The organism is Arthrobacter pityocampae (genome assembly GCF_002927275.1).
Taxonomy (GTDB): Bacteria; Actinomycetota; Actinomycetes; order Actinomycetales; family Micrococcaceae; genus Arthrobacter_D; species Arthrobacter_D pityocampae.
Window position 1 is genome coordinate 457059 of the sequence record NZ_PRKW01000005.1, and the last position, 18451, is coordinate 475509.

Below are 18451 nucleotides of genomic sequence, written 5' to 3' on the forward strand. Positions count from 1 at the left end.
ATGCGGGCCGCACCCGCCGGTCGGGCCGGGGCGGACGCCACCGGAGCGGCGCCGTCGGCCCCCGCCTCCCAGACCCTCTCCCGGGGCATCCGTGCCCTGGAGATCCTCGCGGACACCCCGGACGGACTGACGACGGCGGAGATCGCCGGCGCGCTCGACGTGCACCGCTCCATCGCCTACCGGATCCTGCGCACCCTCGAGGAGCACTCCCTCGTGGTCCGGGACGCCGCCGGCCGCTTCCAGGCCGGCCCGGGACTCGCGAACCTCGCCCGGGGCGTGGCGCCCCGGCTGCAGACCGCCGCGCTGCCCGAGCTCACCGCGGTGGCCTCCGAGCTGCAGATGACCGCGTTCATCGCGGTGCTGGACCGGCACCACTGCGTCACCCTCGTGGCCGTCGAACCGCCGCACGGCGAGGGCACCCTCGTCCAGCGGCCAGGCTCGCGTCACCCGTTCGACGCCGGGGCGCCCGGCATCGCCATCCAGTCCGCCCTGACCGAGGCCCACTGGCAGCGCCTGGCGCCCGGCTCGCCCTACCGGGAGGAAGCCAGGATCGCGGCGGTCACCGGGTACGCCACGAGCCAGGACGAGGTGATCCCCGGCGTCAGTTCCGTCGCCGCCCCGATCCACGTCCGCGGCCGGCTCCCGGCCGCGCTCGCCGTCGTCTACCTCCGCAGCGACCGGCCCGTCGAGGCGATCGGCGCCCGCGTCGCCGCCGCTGCCCGCGCCGTCGGATCCGTCCTGTGACCCAGTACTCCCACCCCACACCCCTCCGTGCGAAGGACAAGCCATGACCACCACCGCCCTCCGCGCGTCCGCCGCGGACCCCGCCACCCTCGACGCCGAGGAGACGTGGTCCCGCGACCACCTCGAGTCCGTCCAGCTGGAGCGCCTCAAAGCCACGCTCGCGCACGCCTACGCGCAGGTGCCCCTGTACCGGCGGAAGTTCGACGACGCCGGCGTCCACCCCGACGACCTGCGAGAGCTCGCCGACCTCGCGCAGTTCCCCTTCACCACCAAGGAGGACCTGCGCAGCACCTACCCGTTCGGCATGTTCGCCGTCCCGCAGGAACGGGTGGCCCGCATCCACGCGTCCTCCGGCACCACCGGCCAGCCCACCGTCGTCGGCTACACGACCGGGGACCTCGACCGGTGGGCGTCCCTCGTGGCGCGCTCGCTGCGCGCCTCCGGCGTGAAGGCCGGCTGGAAGGTGCACAACGCGTACGGGTACGGCCTGTTCACGGGCGGCCTCGGCGCCCACGCGGGCGCGGAGCGGCTGGGCTGCACGGTCATCCCGATCTCGGGCGGCCAGACCGAACGGCAGGTGCAGCTCATCCGGGACTTCGCCCCGGACGCCATCCTCGCCACGCCCACCTACCTGCTGACCATCCTCGACGCCATGGCCGCCGCAGGGATCGACCCGTCGTCGACGTCCCTGAAGACCGGCGTGCTGGGCGCCGAGCCGTGGACGGAGGGCATGCGGCAGGAACTCGAGGGGCGAGGGGGCTTCGACGCGTGCGACATCTACGGACTGTCCGAGGTCATGGGCCCCGGCGTCGCCGGCGAATGCGTGGAGTCCAAGGACGGCTCGCACATCTGGGAGGACCACTTCCGGCCGGAGATCATCGACCCGTTCACGGAGCAGGTCCTCGACGACGGACTGGCCGGCGAACTCGTCTTCACGTCCCTCACCAAGGAGGCGCTGCCGATCATCCGGTACCGGACCCACGACCTCACCCGCCTGCAGCCCGGCACCGCACGCCCCGGCATGCGCCGCATGGAGCGCATCACCGGGCGGAGCGACGACATGGTGATCGTCCGCGGCGTGAACCTGTTCCCCACGCAGGTCGAGGAGCTCACGCTGCGCATCCCCGCCCTCAGCCCGCACTTCCAGCTGGAACTGACACGCCCCGAGGGCCAGCGGATGGACCGGCTGACCATCAAGGTGGAGCCACGCGACGGGGTGACCGCCGCCGACGCCGCCGCGGCCGCCGTCGAACTCCAGCACCAGGTCAAGACCCACATCGGCTCCACGTGCTCCGTCACGGTCGTGGACCAGGGCTCCCTCGTGCGCTCCAGCGGGAAGCTCCGGCGGATCTACGACCTCCGGCCCCGCGGCTGACGGCGGCCCGGGGACCCGCGGCTGACGGTGCCATGCGAATATCCGCCGCGCATCCGCGGCGGGTGTTCGCATCCGGGGTATTGCTCCACCAGACTGGGCTGATGAAGTCGACGCGCATCAGGGACTGGCTGATCGGTGCTCTCGGGATGCTCGTGATCCTCGGGGTCGCCGCCGGAGCCCTCTGGTGGACGGCGAGCAGCCCCGCCGGTGCCGGAGCGGATTCCGGTCCTCCGACGCAGGCGGACTCCTCGGCACAGTCCCCGGCAGGGCCGCCGGCCGGACTGGCCGAGGACGAGGTGTGGCTCGCCGACCTCGCGCTGGACGCCGGCACCGTGGTGACCGCCGGTTCGACGCTGCGGGATGTCCGGGCCGTCGGGCAGGGCGTGGTCACCGGCCCTGACGGGCTGGGCGCCGACCGGCTCACCGTGGACGCGACGGTGCCGTTCGACGTCGTCGCCGCGGAACTCGGCGGCGGGGCCGTGGTCCGCCCGGCCGACGACGGACAGGTCACCGTGGTGCGCACCGTCGAGGCCCTCGGCCGGGAGCTGCCCGTCACGGCCACCGGTACCGTCGACGTCGAGAACGGCCGGCTCGTCATGGAGCCGCGCTCGATCGACCTCGGCGGCCCGGGCTTCCTCTCCGACGGCATCGCCGCCGTCGTCCGCCGCTTCGTCACGATCGAGCATGAGATCGAGGGCCTGCCGGAGGGTCTCGAGCTCCGGGACGTCGCCGTCCAGGGCGACGGGTTCCGTGCCGCCCTCACCGGCGAGGACGTGGTGCTCGGCCCCTGAACCGGGCTGATCGGCAGGTGCTCGCGCCCTGATCCGGGGTGATCGGCCAGGGACCGGCAGGGGACCGAGGACCCTCCCCAGCAGCGGGTCGAAGGCTGATACTGGGCCCGTGCGCCGATCCCCGGAGAAGATCATGGTCCCTGCCCGCGGCACCGGGCCCGCGGGGATGCCGCGCCCGGGCGCCGCCCCGGCGGCACCCTGCCCGTCGACCACGGCGGCCTGCTGTCCGGGGATCCTTCCATGACCACCACCGTCGCGGGTCTCAGCACGGCGGCCGCGACCCGTCTCCTGGCCGAGGACGGGCCGAATCTCCTGCCGCAGGCGTCCACGGTTCCGCGCTGGCGGGCGTTCGCCGCCCAGTTCACCCACTTCTTCGCCGTCATGCTGTGGGTGGCCGCGGCCCTGGCCTTCATCGCGGGCATGCCGCAGCTCGGCGTCGCCGTGACCGTCGTGGTCGTCATCAACGGCGTGTTCTCGTACGTGCAGGAGGCCCGGGCCGAGCGCGCGGCGTCGCAGTTGCGGGCCATGCTCCCGGCCCAGGTGCTGGTGCGGCGCGACGGCACGGCGGTGAGCATTCCCGCCGCGGAGATCGTGCACGGGGACGTGGTGCTCCTCTCCGCGGGCGACAGGATCCCGGGCGACGTCGACTTCACCGGAACGGAATCCTGCACCGTGGACGAATCGATGCTCTCGGGGGAGAGCGAGCCCGTGCCCAAGAGACCCGGCGACCCCGGCTTCGGGGGGACGTTCCTGGTCAACGGGAACGCCGAGGCGGAGATCACGGCCACCGGGGCGCGGACGAGGCTCGCGGCCATCGCCACCCTGACCGCCACCGCCCAGCCACCCCAGAGCCCCCTCAACGTCGAGCTGCGCCGCGTGGTCCGCATCATCTCCGTGGTCGCCCTGACCTTCGGCGGCGTGTTCTTCGCCGTCTCCCTGCTGTCCGGGACGTCCTGGCGGAACGCGTTCCTGTTCGCGATCGGGGTGTCCGTGGCCCTGATCCCCGAGGGCCTGCTCCCCACGGTCACACTGTCCCTGGCCATGGGCGCGCAGCGCATGGCGCGCCGGAACGCCCTGGTGCGGCACCTGCAGGCCGTGGAGACGCTCGGGTCCACGACGTTCATCTGCACCGACAAGACCGGCACGCTGACGCAGAATCGGATGAGCGCCGTCGAGGTGTGGACGCCGCAGAGCGTCGTGGTGCTCAGCGGCACCGGGTACGCCCCGAGCGCGAGCATCACCGGCGGCCCGGACGCCGTCGCCGGGGCGCGCCGCCTGGCGTGGACGGCCCGGGCGGCGTCCCGCGGACGGGCGGTGTTGCATGGGGACGAGTGGGTCGCCGAGGGGGACCCGATGGAGGCGGCCCTCGACGCGCTGGCCCGCCGGCTGGACCACGGCGCCGGGTCCGGAGCAGGGAGGTCCGCCGGGAAGAGTGCCGGGACCGGTGCAGGGACGAGCGCCGACGGGGACGACCCCGGCCAGGCTGCCGCCGGCGCGGAGGTCGCCGTCGAGGTCGCCGTCGACGCCCGCTGGCCGTTCGACCCGGCCCGGAAGCGTGAGTCCGTGGCCGTCGCGGGGCACCTCCTGTTGAAGGGCGCCCCCGAATTCGTCCTGCCCCTGTGCGTGGCACCGGCGGACCTCGCTGCCTGCCAGGCCGCCCTCGACGAGATGGCGGGGCGCGGGCTGCGCGTCCTCGCGGTCGCCGAGCGGGTGCTGCCCGGGACACCCGGCCCGGACGGGCCGTGGCCGGAGGACCCGGGCGAGCTCGAACGGGAACTGACCCTGCTCGGGCTGGTGGGCCTGCACGACCCGCCGCGGGAATCGGTGGCCGAAGCGCTCCGCGCCACGCGGGCGGCCGGCATCAAGGTGGCCATGCTCACCGGGGACCATCCGACGACGGCGGCGGCGATCGCCGGGGAGATCGGGCTGCTCGGTCCCGACCGCACCGTCCTCGAGGGCAAGGACCTGCCCGAGGACCCGCACCTGCTCGGGGCCCTCCTGGACCGGGACGGGGTGGTGGTCAGCAGGGTGTCCCCGGAGCAGAAGCTGAAGGTGGCCCAGGCCCTGCAGCTGCGGGGGCACGTCCTGGCGATGACCGGGGACGGCGTCAACGACGGCCCGGCCCTGCAGGAAGCGGACATCGGCGTGGCCATGGGCGCGAGCGGCACGGACGTGGCACGCGAAGCGGCGGACCTCGTGCTGCTGGACGACGACTTCGCGACCATCGTCGCCGCCGTCGAGCAGGGCCGCGCCACGTACGCGAACATCCGCCGGTTCCTCACCTACCACCTGACCGACAACGTCGCAGAGCTCACCCCCTTCGTGGTGTGGGCCCTGTCCGGGGGGAGCTTCCCGCTGGCGCTCGGGGTACTGCAGATCCTGTTCCTGGACATCGGCACGGATCTCCTCCCGGCGCTGGCCCTCGGGACTGAGAAGGCCGACAAGCGCGCGATGCACCGCCCGCCGGAACGCCGGCACCTGATGGACACCCGGCTGATGGTGCGGGTCTTCGCCGTCCTCGGCCCGGTGGAGGCCGTCTTCGAGATGGCGGCGTTCACCCTCACCCTGTGGCTGGCGGGCTGGCGTCCGGGAGCGGAGTTCCCCGGCGTCGGGGTCCTCGCGGCGGCGTCCGGTGCGGCATTCACCACGGTGGTCCTGGCCCAGTTGGCCAACGCGTTCGCCTGCCGCAGCGAGTCCGTGCCCCCGTGGCGGCTGGGGTGGCGGACCAACCCGCTGATGCTCAAGGCCGTGGCCGTTGAACTCCTGGCGTTGCTCGGGTTCCTGTTCATCATGCCGGTGGCCACCATGCTCGGGCAGGCGCCGCCCACGATCGCCGGGCTGCTCGTGGCTCTGCTCTCCATGCCGGCCCTGCTGGCGGCGGACTACTGGCACAAGCGGTTCACGCACCGGAGGGCGGCGGGCCCGTCCGCAGGCTGATCCGCACCGTGCTGCCGGGCTGCACCACCCACAGGTGCCGGCCCACGCGGACACGGACCGCATCGGCCGTGCTCTCGGCGGCGACCACCGTCAGCGTGTCGTGCCCGAGGGTGATGTCCAGTGGCAGCCCCCGGTACCGGATCCGGAAGGAGACCCGCTGCAGTTCGGTGGGCAGGCGCGGGGTGAAGACGAGCGCATCGGCGTGCATCCGCAGGCCCGCGAAGCTCCGCTGGACCACGTCCACGCTGCCGGCCATCGCCCCCAGATGGATGCCCGTGCGGGTGGTGCCGCCCTGGGTGTCGTCGAGGTCGGAGTCGAGTGCGTCGCGGAAGGTGGCCCAGGCCCGTTCCGGGTACGACGCCGCGAGCACCGAGGCGTGCGCCACCCGGCTGAGCGTTGACCCGTGGGACACGCGGGCGAGGTAGTACTCCACGGTCCGCGCCATCTGCCCGGTCGTCGGCGCGTACCCCATGCGGCGGAGCCGGCGCATCAGCTGCTCCTGGCCGAGGAGGTAGAACAGCATGAGGACGTCCGCCTGCTTCGAGAGCCTGTACCGGTTGGTGCTGTCCCCTTCGGCGCCGAGGAGGAGATCCAGCCGCTCGATGGTGCCGTAGGTCCGCCGGTAGCGGTCCCAGTCCAGTTCCTCGAGCTGCTCGTAGCCCGCGAATTGGCTGATGACGCCGTCGTGGAATGGGACGTGGAGCAGGCGCGCCAGGCGGTTCCACCGCTCCAGCTCCCCGCCGGTGACATGGAGACGGCGGCGCAGGTCCCGGCGGTCCCGGCCGCGGACGGCGTCCATGATCCCCGCCGGGCGCGAGAGCACCCAGGAGGCCAGAACGTTGGTGTAGGCGTTGTCGTCGATGCCCTCCCCGGGGCGGCCCGGGTAGCCGTCGTGGTACTCGTCCGGGCCCACCACGCCGCGCAGGTGGAACCGGCCGTCCCCGGCGTCGAACTCGGCCGCGGCGGCGAAGGACCGGGCCACCTCGACGATCAGGTCCGCGCCGTGGCCCAGGATCCATTCGCGGTCCGCGGTGGCCTCGTAGTACTGCCAGGCGTTGTACGCCACGGCGAGGCTGCCGTGGCGCTGCAGGTGGGAGTGGTCCGGTGTCCACTGCCCGGAGAAGCGGTTGTAGAGCCACGGCGGGGTGTCCTCGGTGCCGTCGCTGCCGCTGCGCCACGGGAACATGGCGCCGTCGAGGCCGGCCGCGCGTGCCCGGTCCCGGGCGGCGTCGAGCCGCCGCCACCGGTAGTCCAGCAGCGAGCGGGTCACCGACGGCAGGCGTGAGGTGATCAGCGGCAGGACGAAGAGGTCGTCCCAGAAGATGTGCCCCCGGTAGCCCTCGCCGTGGAGTCCGCGCGCCGGGACGCCGGCGTCGAGTTCCGCCGTGTGCGGGGAGAGGGTCTGCAGCAGGTGGAACACGTGGAGGTTCAGGATGAACTGGGTCTGCCGGTCGGCGTGCAGGTCGAAGCCGAACAGGTCCAGCAGCGGCCGCCACGCGTCCTCGTGGGCGGCGAGCGCCCGCCCGAGGCCGCCGGGTGCGCGGGCGAGGACGGCGTGGGCCGCGGTCAGCGGCGAGGACACCGCGCGGTCCTTCGAACTGACGACGGCGACCGTCTTGCAGGCGGTCAGCGGCACCCCGTCTGTCAGCACGGCGGCGTGGTGCTGCAGCCAGCGGGACGGCGCGGACCCACCGTCGGACGCACCGTCGGTCCAGTCCTCGGACCCACTGTCGGACCCGGCAGCGTGCCCTGTGTCCAGGACCGGCGTGCTGCTCACCGCGGCGGGGGCGCCGTCGGGGCCGGTGAACGTCATCCCGGCGGCGACCGCGATCCGGAGGCGGCTCTGCCGGGTCAGCACCTCGACGGACTCGATGCCCGACCGCACGCCGCGGTCCACCACGCGGAGGTGCCGGCCTCCCAGCGCGGCGTCCTCGGGGACGTTGCCGTTCACCACGTCCGCGTCGATGCCCGTGCGGAGTTCCACGGGGCCGTCCCAGCCGCGGGCGGTCAGCGTGGTCTCCAGCAGCGCCATGCCGGGCTGGGCCATGGAGACGATGCGCCGCTGGTGGACCTCCAGCCGCCGCCCGCGCGCATCCTCGAGTACCGCGCGCCGGAACAGGACGGCCCGCTTCAGGTCCAGTTCGCGGTGCTGCGCCACCAGGGTCAGGCCGCCGTCGGACCACCATGGACCGGGCGGCAGCCGGAGGTCCAGGGGAAGCCAGTTGGGGAGGTTGACGAGGTGCTCGCCCTCCGCCTCCTCCCCGTGCACCCGCTCGGGACACCGGTTGTAGACGCCCGCGAGGTACGTGCCGGGGTAGTGGGCGGCGTCTGCGACGGACTCGGGGGCGGCGCCGCGAATGGCCATGCGCCCGTTGCCGAGGGTGGTCAGGGCCTCGCGGTGGCCCTCGTGCCAGGGGTCGAAGCCGTCGTAGATCAGATGCCACCGATGCGTGAGGACCAGCCCCATGTCCAGCTGGCGGGCGTCGTCGAGCACCAGGTGGGCGCCGGCGCGTTCGAGCGCCGTCCGCTGCTCCGCGCGGTCGATCCCCACGATCAGCCCGAACCCGCCGGCGTGGGCGGCGGCAACCCCGCTCGTGGCGTCCTCGAGGACCACGGTGCGGGCGGGGCGCGCCGTCAGCCGTCGCGCCGCCTCGAGGAACGTGGCCGGGTCGGGCTTGCCGGGCAGGCCCAGCTCGGCGGCCACGGTGCCGTCGACGACGACGTCGAACGCGCCGTCCAGCCCGGCGGCGGCGAGCACCGCGCCCGCATTGCGGCTCGCCGTCACCAGCGCGCACGGGACGCGGCTCTCGTGCAGCCGGCGCAGCAGTTCCATTGTGCCGGGAAAGGCCCGCACGCCGTGCCGGCGCAGTTCATCCACGAACAGGGCGTTCTTGGCGGCGCCCAGGCCCTGCTCGGTCCAGGCGTCCGGCGGGTCCGACGGCGTCCCGGGCGTCAGGCGGATCCCGCGGGACCGCAGGAACACCGCGACGCCCTGCTCCCGCGGGCGCCCGTCCACCCAGGCGTAGTAGTCGGCGTCGTCGAAGGGGCGCACGTCGGCGCCGGCCGGGATCCGCGGGTCCGCGAGCACGGCGTCGAACAGCTGCTTCCACGCAGCCCGGTGCACCGACGCCGTGTCCGTGACCACGCCGTCCAGGTCGAGGATCACCGCGTCGAAGGGGGACGCCGTCCCCGCGACCGTGGGGGAGCCGGCCCCACGCCGCGCAGGGCGGCTCCGCTCGGCGGGCGCGTCGGTGCTGCGCGCCTCAGGCCCCACCGGGACCGCCGGCCAGCTGCAGGACCGCGGCGCCGTCGACCCGGTCCGCGGCCAGGTCCGCCAGGGCGCGGTCCGCCGTTGTGAACGGGTACCGCTGGACGGTGGGCCGCAGCGGGATGCGGGCCGCGAGCGCCAGGAGCTCACGGCCGTCGGCGCGGGTGTTCGCCGTGACGCTGCACAGCCGACGTTCCTGGAAGAGCTCGTCGGCGTAGTGCAGCACCGGGATGTCGCTGAGGTAGATGCCCGCGACGGCGAGGGTGCCGCCGCGGTCCAGGGCCCGCAGGGCAGCAGGCACCAGGCCGCCGGCGGGCGCGAAGAGGATGGCGGCGTCCAGCGGCTGCGGCGGTTCGTCGGCCGCGCCTCCCACGAAGACGGCGCCCAGGTCCGCGGCCAGGCGCCGTGCGCTCGCCGAGCGCGTCATGACGGACACCTCGACGCCCTCGAACATGGCCACCTGCGCGGCGAGGTGGGCGGACGCCCCGAACCCGTAGATGCCGAGCCGGCCGCCCGGCCGCACCCCGGACCGGCGCAGGGCCCGGTACCCGATGATCCCCGCGCAGAGCAGCGGGGCCGCCTCCTCGTCGTCGAACCCCGGCGGGACCGCGTACGCGAAGGCCTCGGGGACGGTCACGAGCTCCGCGTACCCGCCGTCGTCGTCCCACCCGGTGAACCGCGGGGACAGGCACAGGTTCTCGTCGCCCCGGCGGCAGAACCGGCAGGTGCCGCAGGTCGAGCGCAGCCACGCGACGCCCGCCCTGTCGCCGACGCGGAAGAGCCGGCAGCCGGGCCCGGTGTCCACCACCTCGCCGACGATCTCGTGGCCCGGCACGGTGGCCGGGTGCTTCGCGGGCAGATCGCCCTCGACCAGGTGCAGATCGGTCCGGCACACCCCGCACGCCCGGACGCCCACCAGCAGCTCGCCGGGGCCCGGGGAGGGGTCGGGCCGGATGCCGAACACGAGCGCCGACGCGCCTCCTGCGCCGGTGCCGCCGTTCGCGGCGCGGGCACAGTCGTCAACCCACCAGGCGCGCATGACCTCCCCCTCGCCCCGGGGCGCAACGGGCGCCGACCGCCTCCCGCCGCGCCGGCCCGCGGGCACGTCCGTCGTCGTCGAGCACCATGGGACCCCCTGGCTAGGGGCCTCATCGTACGCTCCGGGCACCCCGCGGATCCGCTCCCGGAGGGCGCCTCGCCCGGCGCGGGTGGTGCCCGCGGGCTGGGTCTCCGTGACGGCCACGGACGTCGGTGCGAGAATGACCGCATGCCGCACCACGGAACACCCGTCGGGCGGGTCCGCGCGCTGTACCGCTATCCGGTGAAGTCGACGTCGGGCCAGCCGCTGGTCACCGCCGCCGTCACCCCGTCGGGGCTCGAGCACGACCGCCGCTGGGCCGTCTACACGCACGACGGCGGGATCGCCAGCGGCAAGCGCACGCGCCGTTTCCGGCCCGTCCCCGGGCTGCTGGACTGGGCGGCGGAACTGGACGGTCCCGACGGCGTCCCCGTCCTCCGCAGCCCCGCGGGCGTCCCGTACCGGGTGGACGACCCCGCAGCGTCCGAGGCCCTGACCTCGCGATTCGGCCAGCAGCTGACGCTGCGGGAGGGGACCACCGTCCAGCACCACGACGAGTCGCCCCTCCACCTCGTGACGACGTCGTCCCTGGCCGCGCTCGCGGACCTGCTGGGCGGCGCGGTCGAGGAGCGCCGGTTCCGCCCGAATATCGTCCTGGACACCGGCTCGGCTCCGCTGTTCCTCGAACGCGACTGGGCGGGCGTGGAACTGGCGATCGGCGACCATGTGGTCATCACCGTGGACGCCGGCATGCCCCGCTGCACGATGATCGACCAGCCCCAGGCCGGGATGGACGCCGGTCCTCGGGCGCTGAGGACCCTGGCCGTCCACAACGGGCTGGAGTTCGGCGTGCAGGCCCGCGTCGAGCGCAGCGGAGCGATCAGCGTGGGGGACCCGGTGACCCTGCGCGGCACGCCGTCCTGACCCATCACGGAGGAGAGAGCTGATGCGCAACGTGACCTACTCGATGGGAGTCTCCCTGGACGGCTACATCGTCGGACCGGATGGCGGATTCGACTTCACGACGCCGGACGAGGAGGTCTTCCGGTCCGCCATCGACGAGGTCCGCAGCGTCGGCGTCCACCTGCTGGGCCGACGGCTCTACGAGACGATGCTGTACTGGGAGACCGCCGATGAGGACCCGTCCCCGGACGAGCCGGACCGCGAGTGGACCGCTCTGTGGAAGCGGCTGCCGAAGGTGGTGTTCTCCCACTCGCTCTCCGCGGTCCGGGGGAGCAACACGCGTCTGGCATCGGGCAGCCTGGCGGACGAGATCGCACGGCTGCGCGCCGACCCGGCGGAGGGGGACATCGCGATCGGAGGCGCCACCCTCGCCGAGGCTGCGGCGGCACTGGACCTCATCGACGAGTACCAGGTGCGGGTCCACCCGGTGCTGGTCGGGGGCGGGCATCCGTTCTTCCCGCCCCACCGCCGCCGCACGGACCTCGAGCTCGTCGGCAGCCGGGTCTTCGGTTCGGGCGTCGTGATCTCCCGCTACCGTGTGAAGCGCTGACCTCAGCGGGCGCCCGTGGCGACGGCCACGATCTCCTGCATGTAGGGAGCCACGACCAGCCGGGAGATCCTGCAGTCCAGCAGGAGGACGCCGTCGTCGTCGGAGGCGAGCCAGCCCTCCACCGCAGCGAGGTCGCCGAGTGCGGCGATGATCGCTGACCGCGCCCCGAGAGCTGAGGCAACAGCGGCGAAGTCCACCTCGTCGATCAGCATGGGACCGGAGTCTATGCCGCGGACGGCATACTGGTGGATCTCGGCGCCGTAGGCGGCGTCGTTGAAGACCACGATCACGGCACGACGCGCCGTCCGGATGACCGTCTCGAGATCGGCGAGGGCCATGAGCGCCCCGCCGTCGCCCGTGCACAGGACGATCGTGGAGCCCGGCAGCGCACGGGCGGCGCCGACCGCGCTGGGGAAGCCGAGGCCGATGGTCTGGTACGCGGTGCCCACCATGATCAGGCGGTCCGGCGCGGGGACGTGGAGGTATCCGGGCGCCCAGCCGATGAAGTGGCCGCCGTCCTGCACGACCGTCCGGTCCGCCGGCAGCATCCGGTCCAGCGCGCGGCACAGACTCCGGGGGTCCAGGCGGCCGTCGGGGGCCGCCTGGTCGCCGTCGTCCCGCGCGTCGTGGGCGCCGAGGGCGTCGGCGGCGGCACGCGTGCTCCACCGCTGCCCTCCCTCACGGCGCTCGACGGCGGCGACCAGCGCCTCCGCGGTGAGGCGCGCGTCGGCGTGCAGGAAGTCGGTGACGACCGGCGAGGTGGGGCCGGCGGTGAGATCGGCCTGGACGACCCGGGCGTCGGGGGCGAAGGAGTGGCCGAAACGCATCGTGAACTGGTTGAGCCGCGCGCCGAGCACCAGGACGGCGTCCGCCTGCCCGACGAGACCGGCCGTGCGCTCGGAGGCCCAGCCGCCCGCGATGCCGAGGCTTGCGGCGTCGTCCCCGAAGAGTCCCGCGCCGAGCCCGGAGGTGGCGGTGAGGGCGCCGAGGCGGTCGGCGAGTGCGCCCGCCGCCGGGCCGGCCCCGCTGACCCAGGCGCCGCGGCCGGCCAGGATCAGGGGCCGTTCGGCGGAGGAGAGCAGCGCCGCGATGCGCTCGACGTCCGCTGCGGCCGGTGCCGGACGGGGGAGGGGCTCCGGCACTGCGGGGGTCTCCTCCTCGGCGGCCTCGGCGGCGGCGAGGTCGTACGGGATGGCCAGCACCACGGCCTCGCGGTGACGGAGCGCGTGCTCGACCGCCGCCGCCGTCACCGCCAGCGGATGCGCGGCGGACACCGTGAACGTCGTGGCGCCGAGGCCCTTGGCCACCAGGGACTGGTCCACGTCCCAGGCGCGCATCCCGGTGGTGGGGGCGTCGCCGACCACCAGGACCAGCGGGATGTCCGCCTGCACGGCCTCGGCCAGCGGGGTCAGGGCGTTGGTGAATCCGGCGCCGTAGGTGGTGGTGGCGACGGCGAGGCGGCCGCTCGCCCGGTGATAGGCGTCGGCGGCGGCGACCGCACCGGCCTCGTGCCGCACCGCGGTGAAGTGCAGGGACGGCGCGGCCATCACGGCGTCGAGGAAGTGCGCGTTGCCGTTGCCCATGACCCCGAAGACCTCGGTGGCGGCGGGCAGGAGTGCGGAGACGATACGGGCGGAGACGGTGGCCATGGTCGGGTCCTTGCGGGCGTGAGTCCCCGGCGCGCTGGTGCAGGCACACGGTCACCCCGGGGACCGGTGGGTGAAGTCCGTATGTGCCTCGGGCGGCTGCGCCCTTATTGCCTCTTTTTCAGGCACGGCGCCCGTGACACCCGACGCTTTTCACTATAGCGGGCGGGGCGTGGGGTTCCCGGCGTCGTCCCCGTCCGATCCCCCAGCGACTCGCCCTGGTCGGTGGGCATGAATGACCATGCCCACCGACTCGCCCTGTTCGGTGGGCATGTTCAGGTGCAACGGACAGGGCCCGACGACGTCGGCCGGTCAGCCGCGGCGACCGGCCCCCGCGCCGGCCTCCTCCTCCGCCTCCAGGGGCGCACCCTTGGTCTCCTTGACCAGGGTGGCGCCGATGAAGGAGATGACGCAGAGGCCCATGATGTAGAGGCCGATCGAGCCGGACCATCCCGTGCCCTTGAGCAGCGCCTCGGCGATGAGGGGTGCGAAGGCGCCGCCGAGGATGGCACCGAGGGCGTAACCGATGCCGATGCCGGAGTAGCGGACGTTCGCCGGGAACATCTCGGCGTACATCGCGGACATGGGCCCGTAGGAGAGTCCGAGCCCGATGGTCAGCACGAAGATCGCGATGCCGTACGCCCAGACGTTCCGGGTGTCGATCATCAGGAACATCGGGATCATCCACACGAAGATCAGCCCGTACCCGATCTGGAACGTCCGCACGCGCCCGATGCGGTCCGAGAGGATGCCGCCGTAGAGCGTGAAGATGAGCCAGCCGAAGGATGCCAGGAGCGTTGCGAGGAGCACGGGCGCCGCGGGCATACCGAGAATCCGTTGGGCGTAGGAGGAGAGGAACGCGATCACGAGGTAGCCGGCCGCATTGTTGCCGATGAAGATGACGGCGGCGAGGATGACCGGCCGCTTGTGCGTCCGCATGAGGTCCCGCAGCGGGGTCGCGGTGTCCCTCTTGCGCTCGATCATGCGCTTGAACACGGGGCTCTCGGCGACGGCGGCGCGGATGAAGTAGCCGACGACGATCAGGACGACGGAGAGCAGGAACGGGATGCGCCAGCCCCAGGCGAGGAAGTCCTCGGGGGACAGGGAGCTGCGGAGGAGGAACAGCACGAGGGTTGCCAGGATCATGCCGACGGGCACGCCGATCTGGGGGTAGGCGCCCCAGAAGCCGCGCCTGTTCACCGGTGCGTGCTCCACGGCCATGAGGGCTGCGCCGCCCCACTCGCCGCCGGCGGAGAACCCCTGGAGGATGCGCAGGAGCATCAGGAGGATGGGAGCCCAGACGCCGATCTGCGCGTAGGTGGGCAGCAGGCCGATCAGTGCGGTCGCGGAGCCCATCATGACGAGCGTGAAGACGAGCATCGCCTTGCGGCCGATGCGGTCCCCGAGGCGCCCGGCGATGACGGCGCCCAGCGGGCGGAAGAAGAAGCTGATGCCGATCGTGGCCCAGGCGACGAGCTGGGCGAGGCCTGAGCTCTCGCCCTCGAGGGGACCGAAGTACAGGGTCGCGAAGACGAGGCCCGCGGCCTGGGCGAAGATGAAGAAGTCGTACCACTCGATCGTCGTGCCGACCATGGTCCCGGCGAGGACCTTGCGGTCCGCCGCGCTCATGCCGTCCCGGGACTGTGCGTCCGGACGCTCTGACGCTAGTGCCATGAAAAACCCCTTTGTTCTCCGATGTGTCCTGCTGGCATGATCCCCGCGCTGGCGAGCGTCGATGTCCTCGGCGTCGGGCGGTGAATCGTATACGAAGAGTAGGTCCGTTGCGGAGCATGGTCAAGGATCGCGGGAGACCGATCGGGCCCTTTTGGTCGTAGTGTTCATGCGATGCCGTGAGGTTCGTTGGGTAACCTGGAGCGATCCTCAGTAGTGTTTGACCATGGCCACCTTCCTCAGAAACAGCCGCGCCGCCGCGCTTCCCGCCAAGCTCTCACGATCCTGGCTGCTGGCCTCCGCGGCGTCCGAGGACACGTTCATCCCCGCCCTCACCTCCGAGGCGGACTCCGTGGTGTTCGACATGGAGGATGCCGTCCCCGCCCCGGGCAAGGCCGAGGCGCGCGAGCGCGTGGTCGAGGCCCTGTCCACCGGCATGACCGCCTGGGTGCGGGTCAACGGCATCGAGACGGAGTACTGGGCCGACGACCTCGCGGCGCTGTCGAAGGCGCCCGGCCTGCGCGGGGTCATGCTCGCGATGACGGAGAAGCCCGAGCAGGTCACGCACACGGCCATGCGCCTGCAGGCCGGCACGCCCGTCCTGGCGCTCATCGAATCGGCGCTCGGCATCGAGAACGCGACGGCGATCGCCAGTGCCCCGGGCACGTTCCGGCTCGCGTTCGGCGTCGGCGATTTCCGGCGCGACACCGGAGCCTCCGACGACCCCATGGCGCTCGCCTACGCGCGGTCGAAGCTCGTGGTCGCCTCCCGCGTCGGGCAGCTGCCCGGGCCGATCGACGGCCCCACCGTCGGGGCCCTGGGGGAGGAGCTGCTCGAGGCCTGCAAGGTCACCGCCTCCATGGGGATGACCGGCAAGCTGTGCCTCCTGACCGACGCGACGGACACCATCAACCGCGGGCTCTCGCCCAGCGAGTCCGAGATCAGCTGGGCCGCCGAGCTCCTCCGCGAGCACGCCGCCGGTGCCGTGGTGGGCGACGGCTCCTACCTGCCGCGACTGGCCCGTGCGCAGAAGATCTCCTCCCTCGCGGACTCCTACGGCCTCTGGAACGCCTGACGGGAAAGTTTTTCGCGCTCCCTGCATCCAAACCGCCTCGTGGCCGGGTAGTACCGGGTGTCAGCGAAAAACCCCGTCACGGGGTCACACCAAGGAGTAGCCATGCAACGAAGCCTGTACGCCATCGGAGCCGTAGCAGCCCTGGGAGCAGCGTCCATCGCCGCCCCGGCAGCCGCCGCCGAGGCTCCCGCCGACGCGTCCCTGTCCGTCCTTCACGGGGTTCCCGACCTCACCGTCGACGTCTACGTCAACGGAGCCCTCACGCTGGACGACTTCACGCCGGGCACGCTGGCCGGTCCGCTCGCCCTGCCCGCCGGGGACTACCAGCTGGCCATCACGGCGTCGGACGCCGCGGACGCCAGCGCGCCGGTGATCGGCCCGGTCGACGTGACGCTGGAGGCCGGCGGGAACTACACCGCCACGGCGAACCTCGACGCCGAGGGACAGCCGACGGCGAACTTCTACACCAACGACACCTCGACCATCGAGGCCGGCAAGACGCGCCTGACGGTCCGCCACGTCGCAGCGGCCCCCGCCGTCGACGTCCTGGCCGGTGGTACGCCGATCGTCGAGAACCTGAGCAACCCGGACGAGGCTTCGCTGACGACGGATCCCGGCATGGTCTCGGCCGCGGTCGCGGCCACCGGCACCACCGATCCGGTGATCGGCCCCGCCGACCTGAACCTGCCGGAAGGCACCTCGACGATCGTCTATGCCTGGGGCAGCCTCGAGGCCGGTAACCTCGCGCTCGCCACGCAGTCGATCGAAGGGCTGCACTCCGCGCCCGGCGCCGTCCCGGGAGGCCAGTCCGGCCTCGCAGCCCAGAACGACAACGGAGCGGCCGTCGGGCTCGGGGCGTTCCTCCTGGTCCTGTTGGGCGGAGCGGCTGCCGTCGCCCGTCGTCGGACCGCCCGGGTCTGATGCCAGCAGTGCCGGGCGGGGAAACCCTTTCCCCCTCCCCGCCCGGCACGCCACCGCCCCCTGCAGGAGAGTCCAAGACCGTGCGCTCCAGACCACCCGCCGTCACCGCGGCCGTCCTCGCCGCCCTCCTCCTCGTGGGGTGCGCCCAGGCCGACAGTCCGGCAGACCCGGCTCCGGCGATCACCGCGCCCGTCCCTTCAGCGTCGGCCCCCGCGGAGGACGTCGGGACCCCGACACCCGGGGCGACGCCCCCGACGGACGCGCCCGCGACCGTCGCAGCGGCTCCACCGGTGACGATCCCCGAAGTACCCCTCCAGAAGGCCGACGGGGCGCTCCAGCCACGGGATCCCGCTCCCGTCTCCCTGGCCATCGCTGGCACCGACATCGCGGTGAAGGTCGTGGACGTCGGGATCGAGGAGAACGACGCCATGGAGATCCCCGACAGCTTCTACGAGGCAGGGTGGTATCGGTACGGGCCCACCCCCGGGGCGGACGCCGGCAACGCGGTGATCGCCGCCCATGTCGACAGCCTCACGGAGGTGATGCCCTTCGCCCAGCTGAAGGACGTGGCGATCGGGACCACCGTCACGGTGGGCCTGGAGGACGGCCGGACCCTGACCTACAGCGTCTCGGACGTCCGGAACGTCCCGAAGGCGACACTCAATGGATCGGAGATCTTCAAGCGCGACGGCGACCACGAGCTCAAGATCATCACGTGCGGGGGTGAATGGCTGGCCGAGGAAGGAGACTATGAGGATAATGTAGTGCTCACAGCCTTACCGCTCTGAGTCCGAAGGGTAAGAGCCCAGGATCGCAGGAGGCCGCATTCGTGCGGCACCGGCCCCGGCTTGAGGAGTTACGCGTGGCATCTCCGGGCCCTGATTGGACGAAGCAGCTCGACCTGGATTTCTCCGCCGGGGACGAGCGGGCCATGACCGCTGCCTACGAGAGCTTCGCCCCCCTCGTGTACACGATCGCGCTGCGGTCGGTGAGGGACCGGGCGGCCGCCGCGGACATCACCCAGGACGTCTTCGTCAGGGCGTGGCGATCCAGGGACCGCTTCGACCCGGAATCGGGAGTCCTGCCGGCCTGGATCATGGGGATCTGCCGGAACGTCATCCTCGACTCGCTGTCGGCGAGGACGCGGCAGGAGCACCTGGTGGTGCGAGCCGGGTTCGCCCCGGAGTCCGGAGCCGCCCTCGACCACGGTGTCGACACCATCACCGATCGCGTGGTCCTCGGCTCGGAGCTCGAACGGCTCGGGGAGCCCCAGGGCTCCATCCTCAAGTTGGCCTTCTACGAAGACCTCACACATCAACAGATCTCGGCGCGGATGAATCTTCCTCTGGGAACCGTCAAGAGCCACATCCGAAGGAGTCTCGTGCACCTGCGTAATCGACTGGGGGAATGGAATGCAGCATCTTGACCCAGA

General features: G+C 72.8%; 14 protein-coding genes. 10 read left to right on the forward strand and 4 right to left on the reverse strand.

The genetic code is table 11. The annotated features are described in order from the left end of the window. The 4 genes from C4K88_RS13655 to C4K88_RS13670 all read left to right on the forward strand — a co-directional run bounded on the left by C4K88_RS13655 (window position 1) and on the right by C4K88_RS13670 (window position 5847). Window positions 1-744 (forward strand): IclR family transcriptional regulator, encoded by a 744-nt coding sequence (locus C4K88_RS13655; protein WP_104122160.1) that lies wholly within the window; start codon window positions 1-3, stop codon window positions 742-744. 43 nt (window positions 745-787) lie between these two features. Further along, window positions 788-2119: an AMP-binding protein gene (locus tag C4K88_RS13660; protein WP_104122161.1), complete on the forward strand. Its 1332-nt coding sequence runs from the start codon at window positions 788-790 to the stop codon at window positions 2117-2119. A gap of 101 nt (window positions 2120-2220) precedes the next feature. Beyond that, entirely contained in the window at window positions 2221-2910 is a 690-nt protein-coding gene (locus tag C4K88_RS13665; protein ID WP_104122162.1) for an LmeA family phospholipid-binding protein, read from the forward strand. A 240-nt stretch (window positions 2911-3150) separates the two neighbouring features. After that, window positions 3151-5847 (forward strand): cation-translocating P-type ATPase, encoded by a 2697-nt coding sequence (locus C4K88_RS13670; RefSeq protein WP_174705243.1) that lies wholly within the window; start codon window positions 3151-3153, stop codon window positions 5845-5847. Here the strand turns inward: C4K88_RS13670 and C4K88_RS13675 are convergent. Both C4K88_RS13675 and C4K88_RS13680 read right to left on the reverse strand, forming a co-directional pair. Further along, window positions 5810-9121 (reverse strand): beta-phosphoglucomutase family hydrolase, encoded by a 3312-nt coding sequence (locus tag C4K88_RS13675; protein WP_104122164.1) that lies wholly within the window; start codon window positions 9119-9121, stop codon window positions 5810-5812. The genes C4K88_RS13670 and C4K88_RS13675 overlap by 38 nt on opposite strands. Beyond that, window positions 9111-10154 carry a zinc-dependent alcohol dehydrogenase family protein gene (locus C4K88_RS13680; protein ID WP_104122165.1) on the reverse strand — a complete coding sequence of 348 codons (1044 nt, stop codon included), beginning with the start codon at window positions 10152-10154 and terminating at the stop codon, window positions 9111-9113. The genes C4K88_RS13675 and C4K88_RS13680 overlap by 11 nt, the downstream gene beginning before the upstream one ends. 228 nt (window positions 10155-10382) lie before the next feature. Between C4K88_RS13680 and C4K88_RS13685 the strand changes: the two genes are divergently transcribed. Next, complete coding sequence (locus C4K88_RS13685; RefSeq protein WP_104122166.1) at window positions 10383-11117, forward strand: MOSC domain-containing protein; 735 nt, start codon at window positions 10383-10385, stop codon at window positions 11115-11117. A gap of 22 nt (window positions 11118-11139) precedes the next feature. Continuing rightward, window positions 11140-11706: a dihydrofolate reductase family protein gene (locus C4K88_RS13690; RefSeq protein ID WP_104122167.1), complete on the forward strand. Its 567-nt coding sequence runs from the start codon at window positions 11140-11142 to the stop codon at window positions 11704-11706. Between the two features lie 2 nt (window positions 11707-11708). On the opposite strand, the gene C4K88_RS13695 is transcribed toward C4K88_RS13690, so the two are convergent. Further along, window positions 11709-13355: a thiamine pyrophosphate-binding protein gene (locus tag C4K88_RS13695; protein WP_104122168.1), complete on the reverse strand. Its 1647-nt coding sequence runs from the start codon at window positions 13353-13355 to the stop codon at window positions 11709-11711. A gap of 309 nt (window positions 13356-13664) precedes the next feature. Then, window positions 13665-15026 (reverse strand): MFS transporter, encoded by a 1362-nt coding sequence (locus C4K88_RS13700; RefSeq protein ID WP_104122169.1) that lies wholly within the window; start codon window positions 15024-15026, stop codon window positions 13665-13667. Between the two features lie 223 nt (window positions 15027-15249). Here C4K88_RS13700 and C4K88_RS13705 point away from each other — a divergent pair, with 223 nt between their 5' ends. The 4 genes from C4K88_RS13705 to C4K88_RS13720 all read left to right on the forward strand — a co-directional run bounded on the left by C4K88_RS13705 (window position 15250) and on the right by C4K88_RS13720 (window position 18445). Beyond that, complete coding sequence (locus C4K88_RS13705; protein ID WP_104122170.1) at window positions 15250-16098, forward strand: HpcH/HpaI aldolase/citrate lyase family protein; 849 nt, start codon at window positions 15250-15252, stop codon at window positions 16096-16098. A gap of 102 nt (window positions 16099-16200) precedes the next feature. After that, window positions 16201-17019: a DUF4397 domain-containing protein gene (locus C4K88_RS13710; RefSeq protein ID WP_104122171.1), complete on the forward strand. Its 819-nt coding sequence runs from the start codon at window positions 16201-16203 to the stop codon at window positions 17017-17019. An 80-nt stretch (window positions 17020-17099) separates the two neighbouring features. After that, window positions 17100-17807 carry a class F sortase gene (locus C4K88_RS17630; protein ID WP_241521933.1) on the forward strand — a complete coding sequence of 236 codons (708 nt, stop codon included), beginning with the start codon at window positions 17100-17102 and terminating at the stop codon, window positions 17805-17807. 74 nt (window positions 17808-17881) lie between these two features. Then, a complete protein-coding gene (locus tag C4K88_RS13720) occupies window positions 17882-18445 on the forward strand; it encodes an RNA polymerase sigma factor (protein ID WP_241521934.1) in 564 nt (187 codons plus the stop codon). Window positions 18446-18451 lie beyond the last annotated feature (6 nt).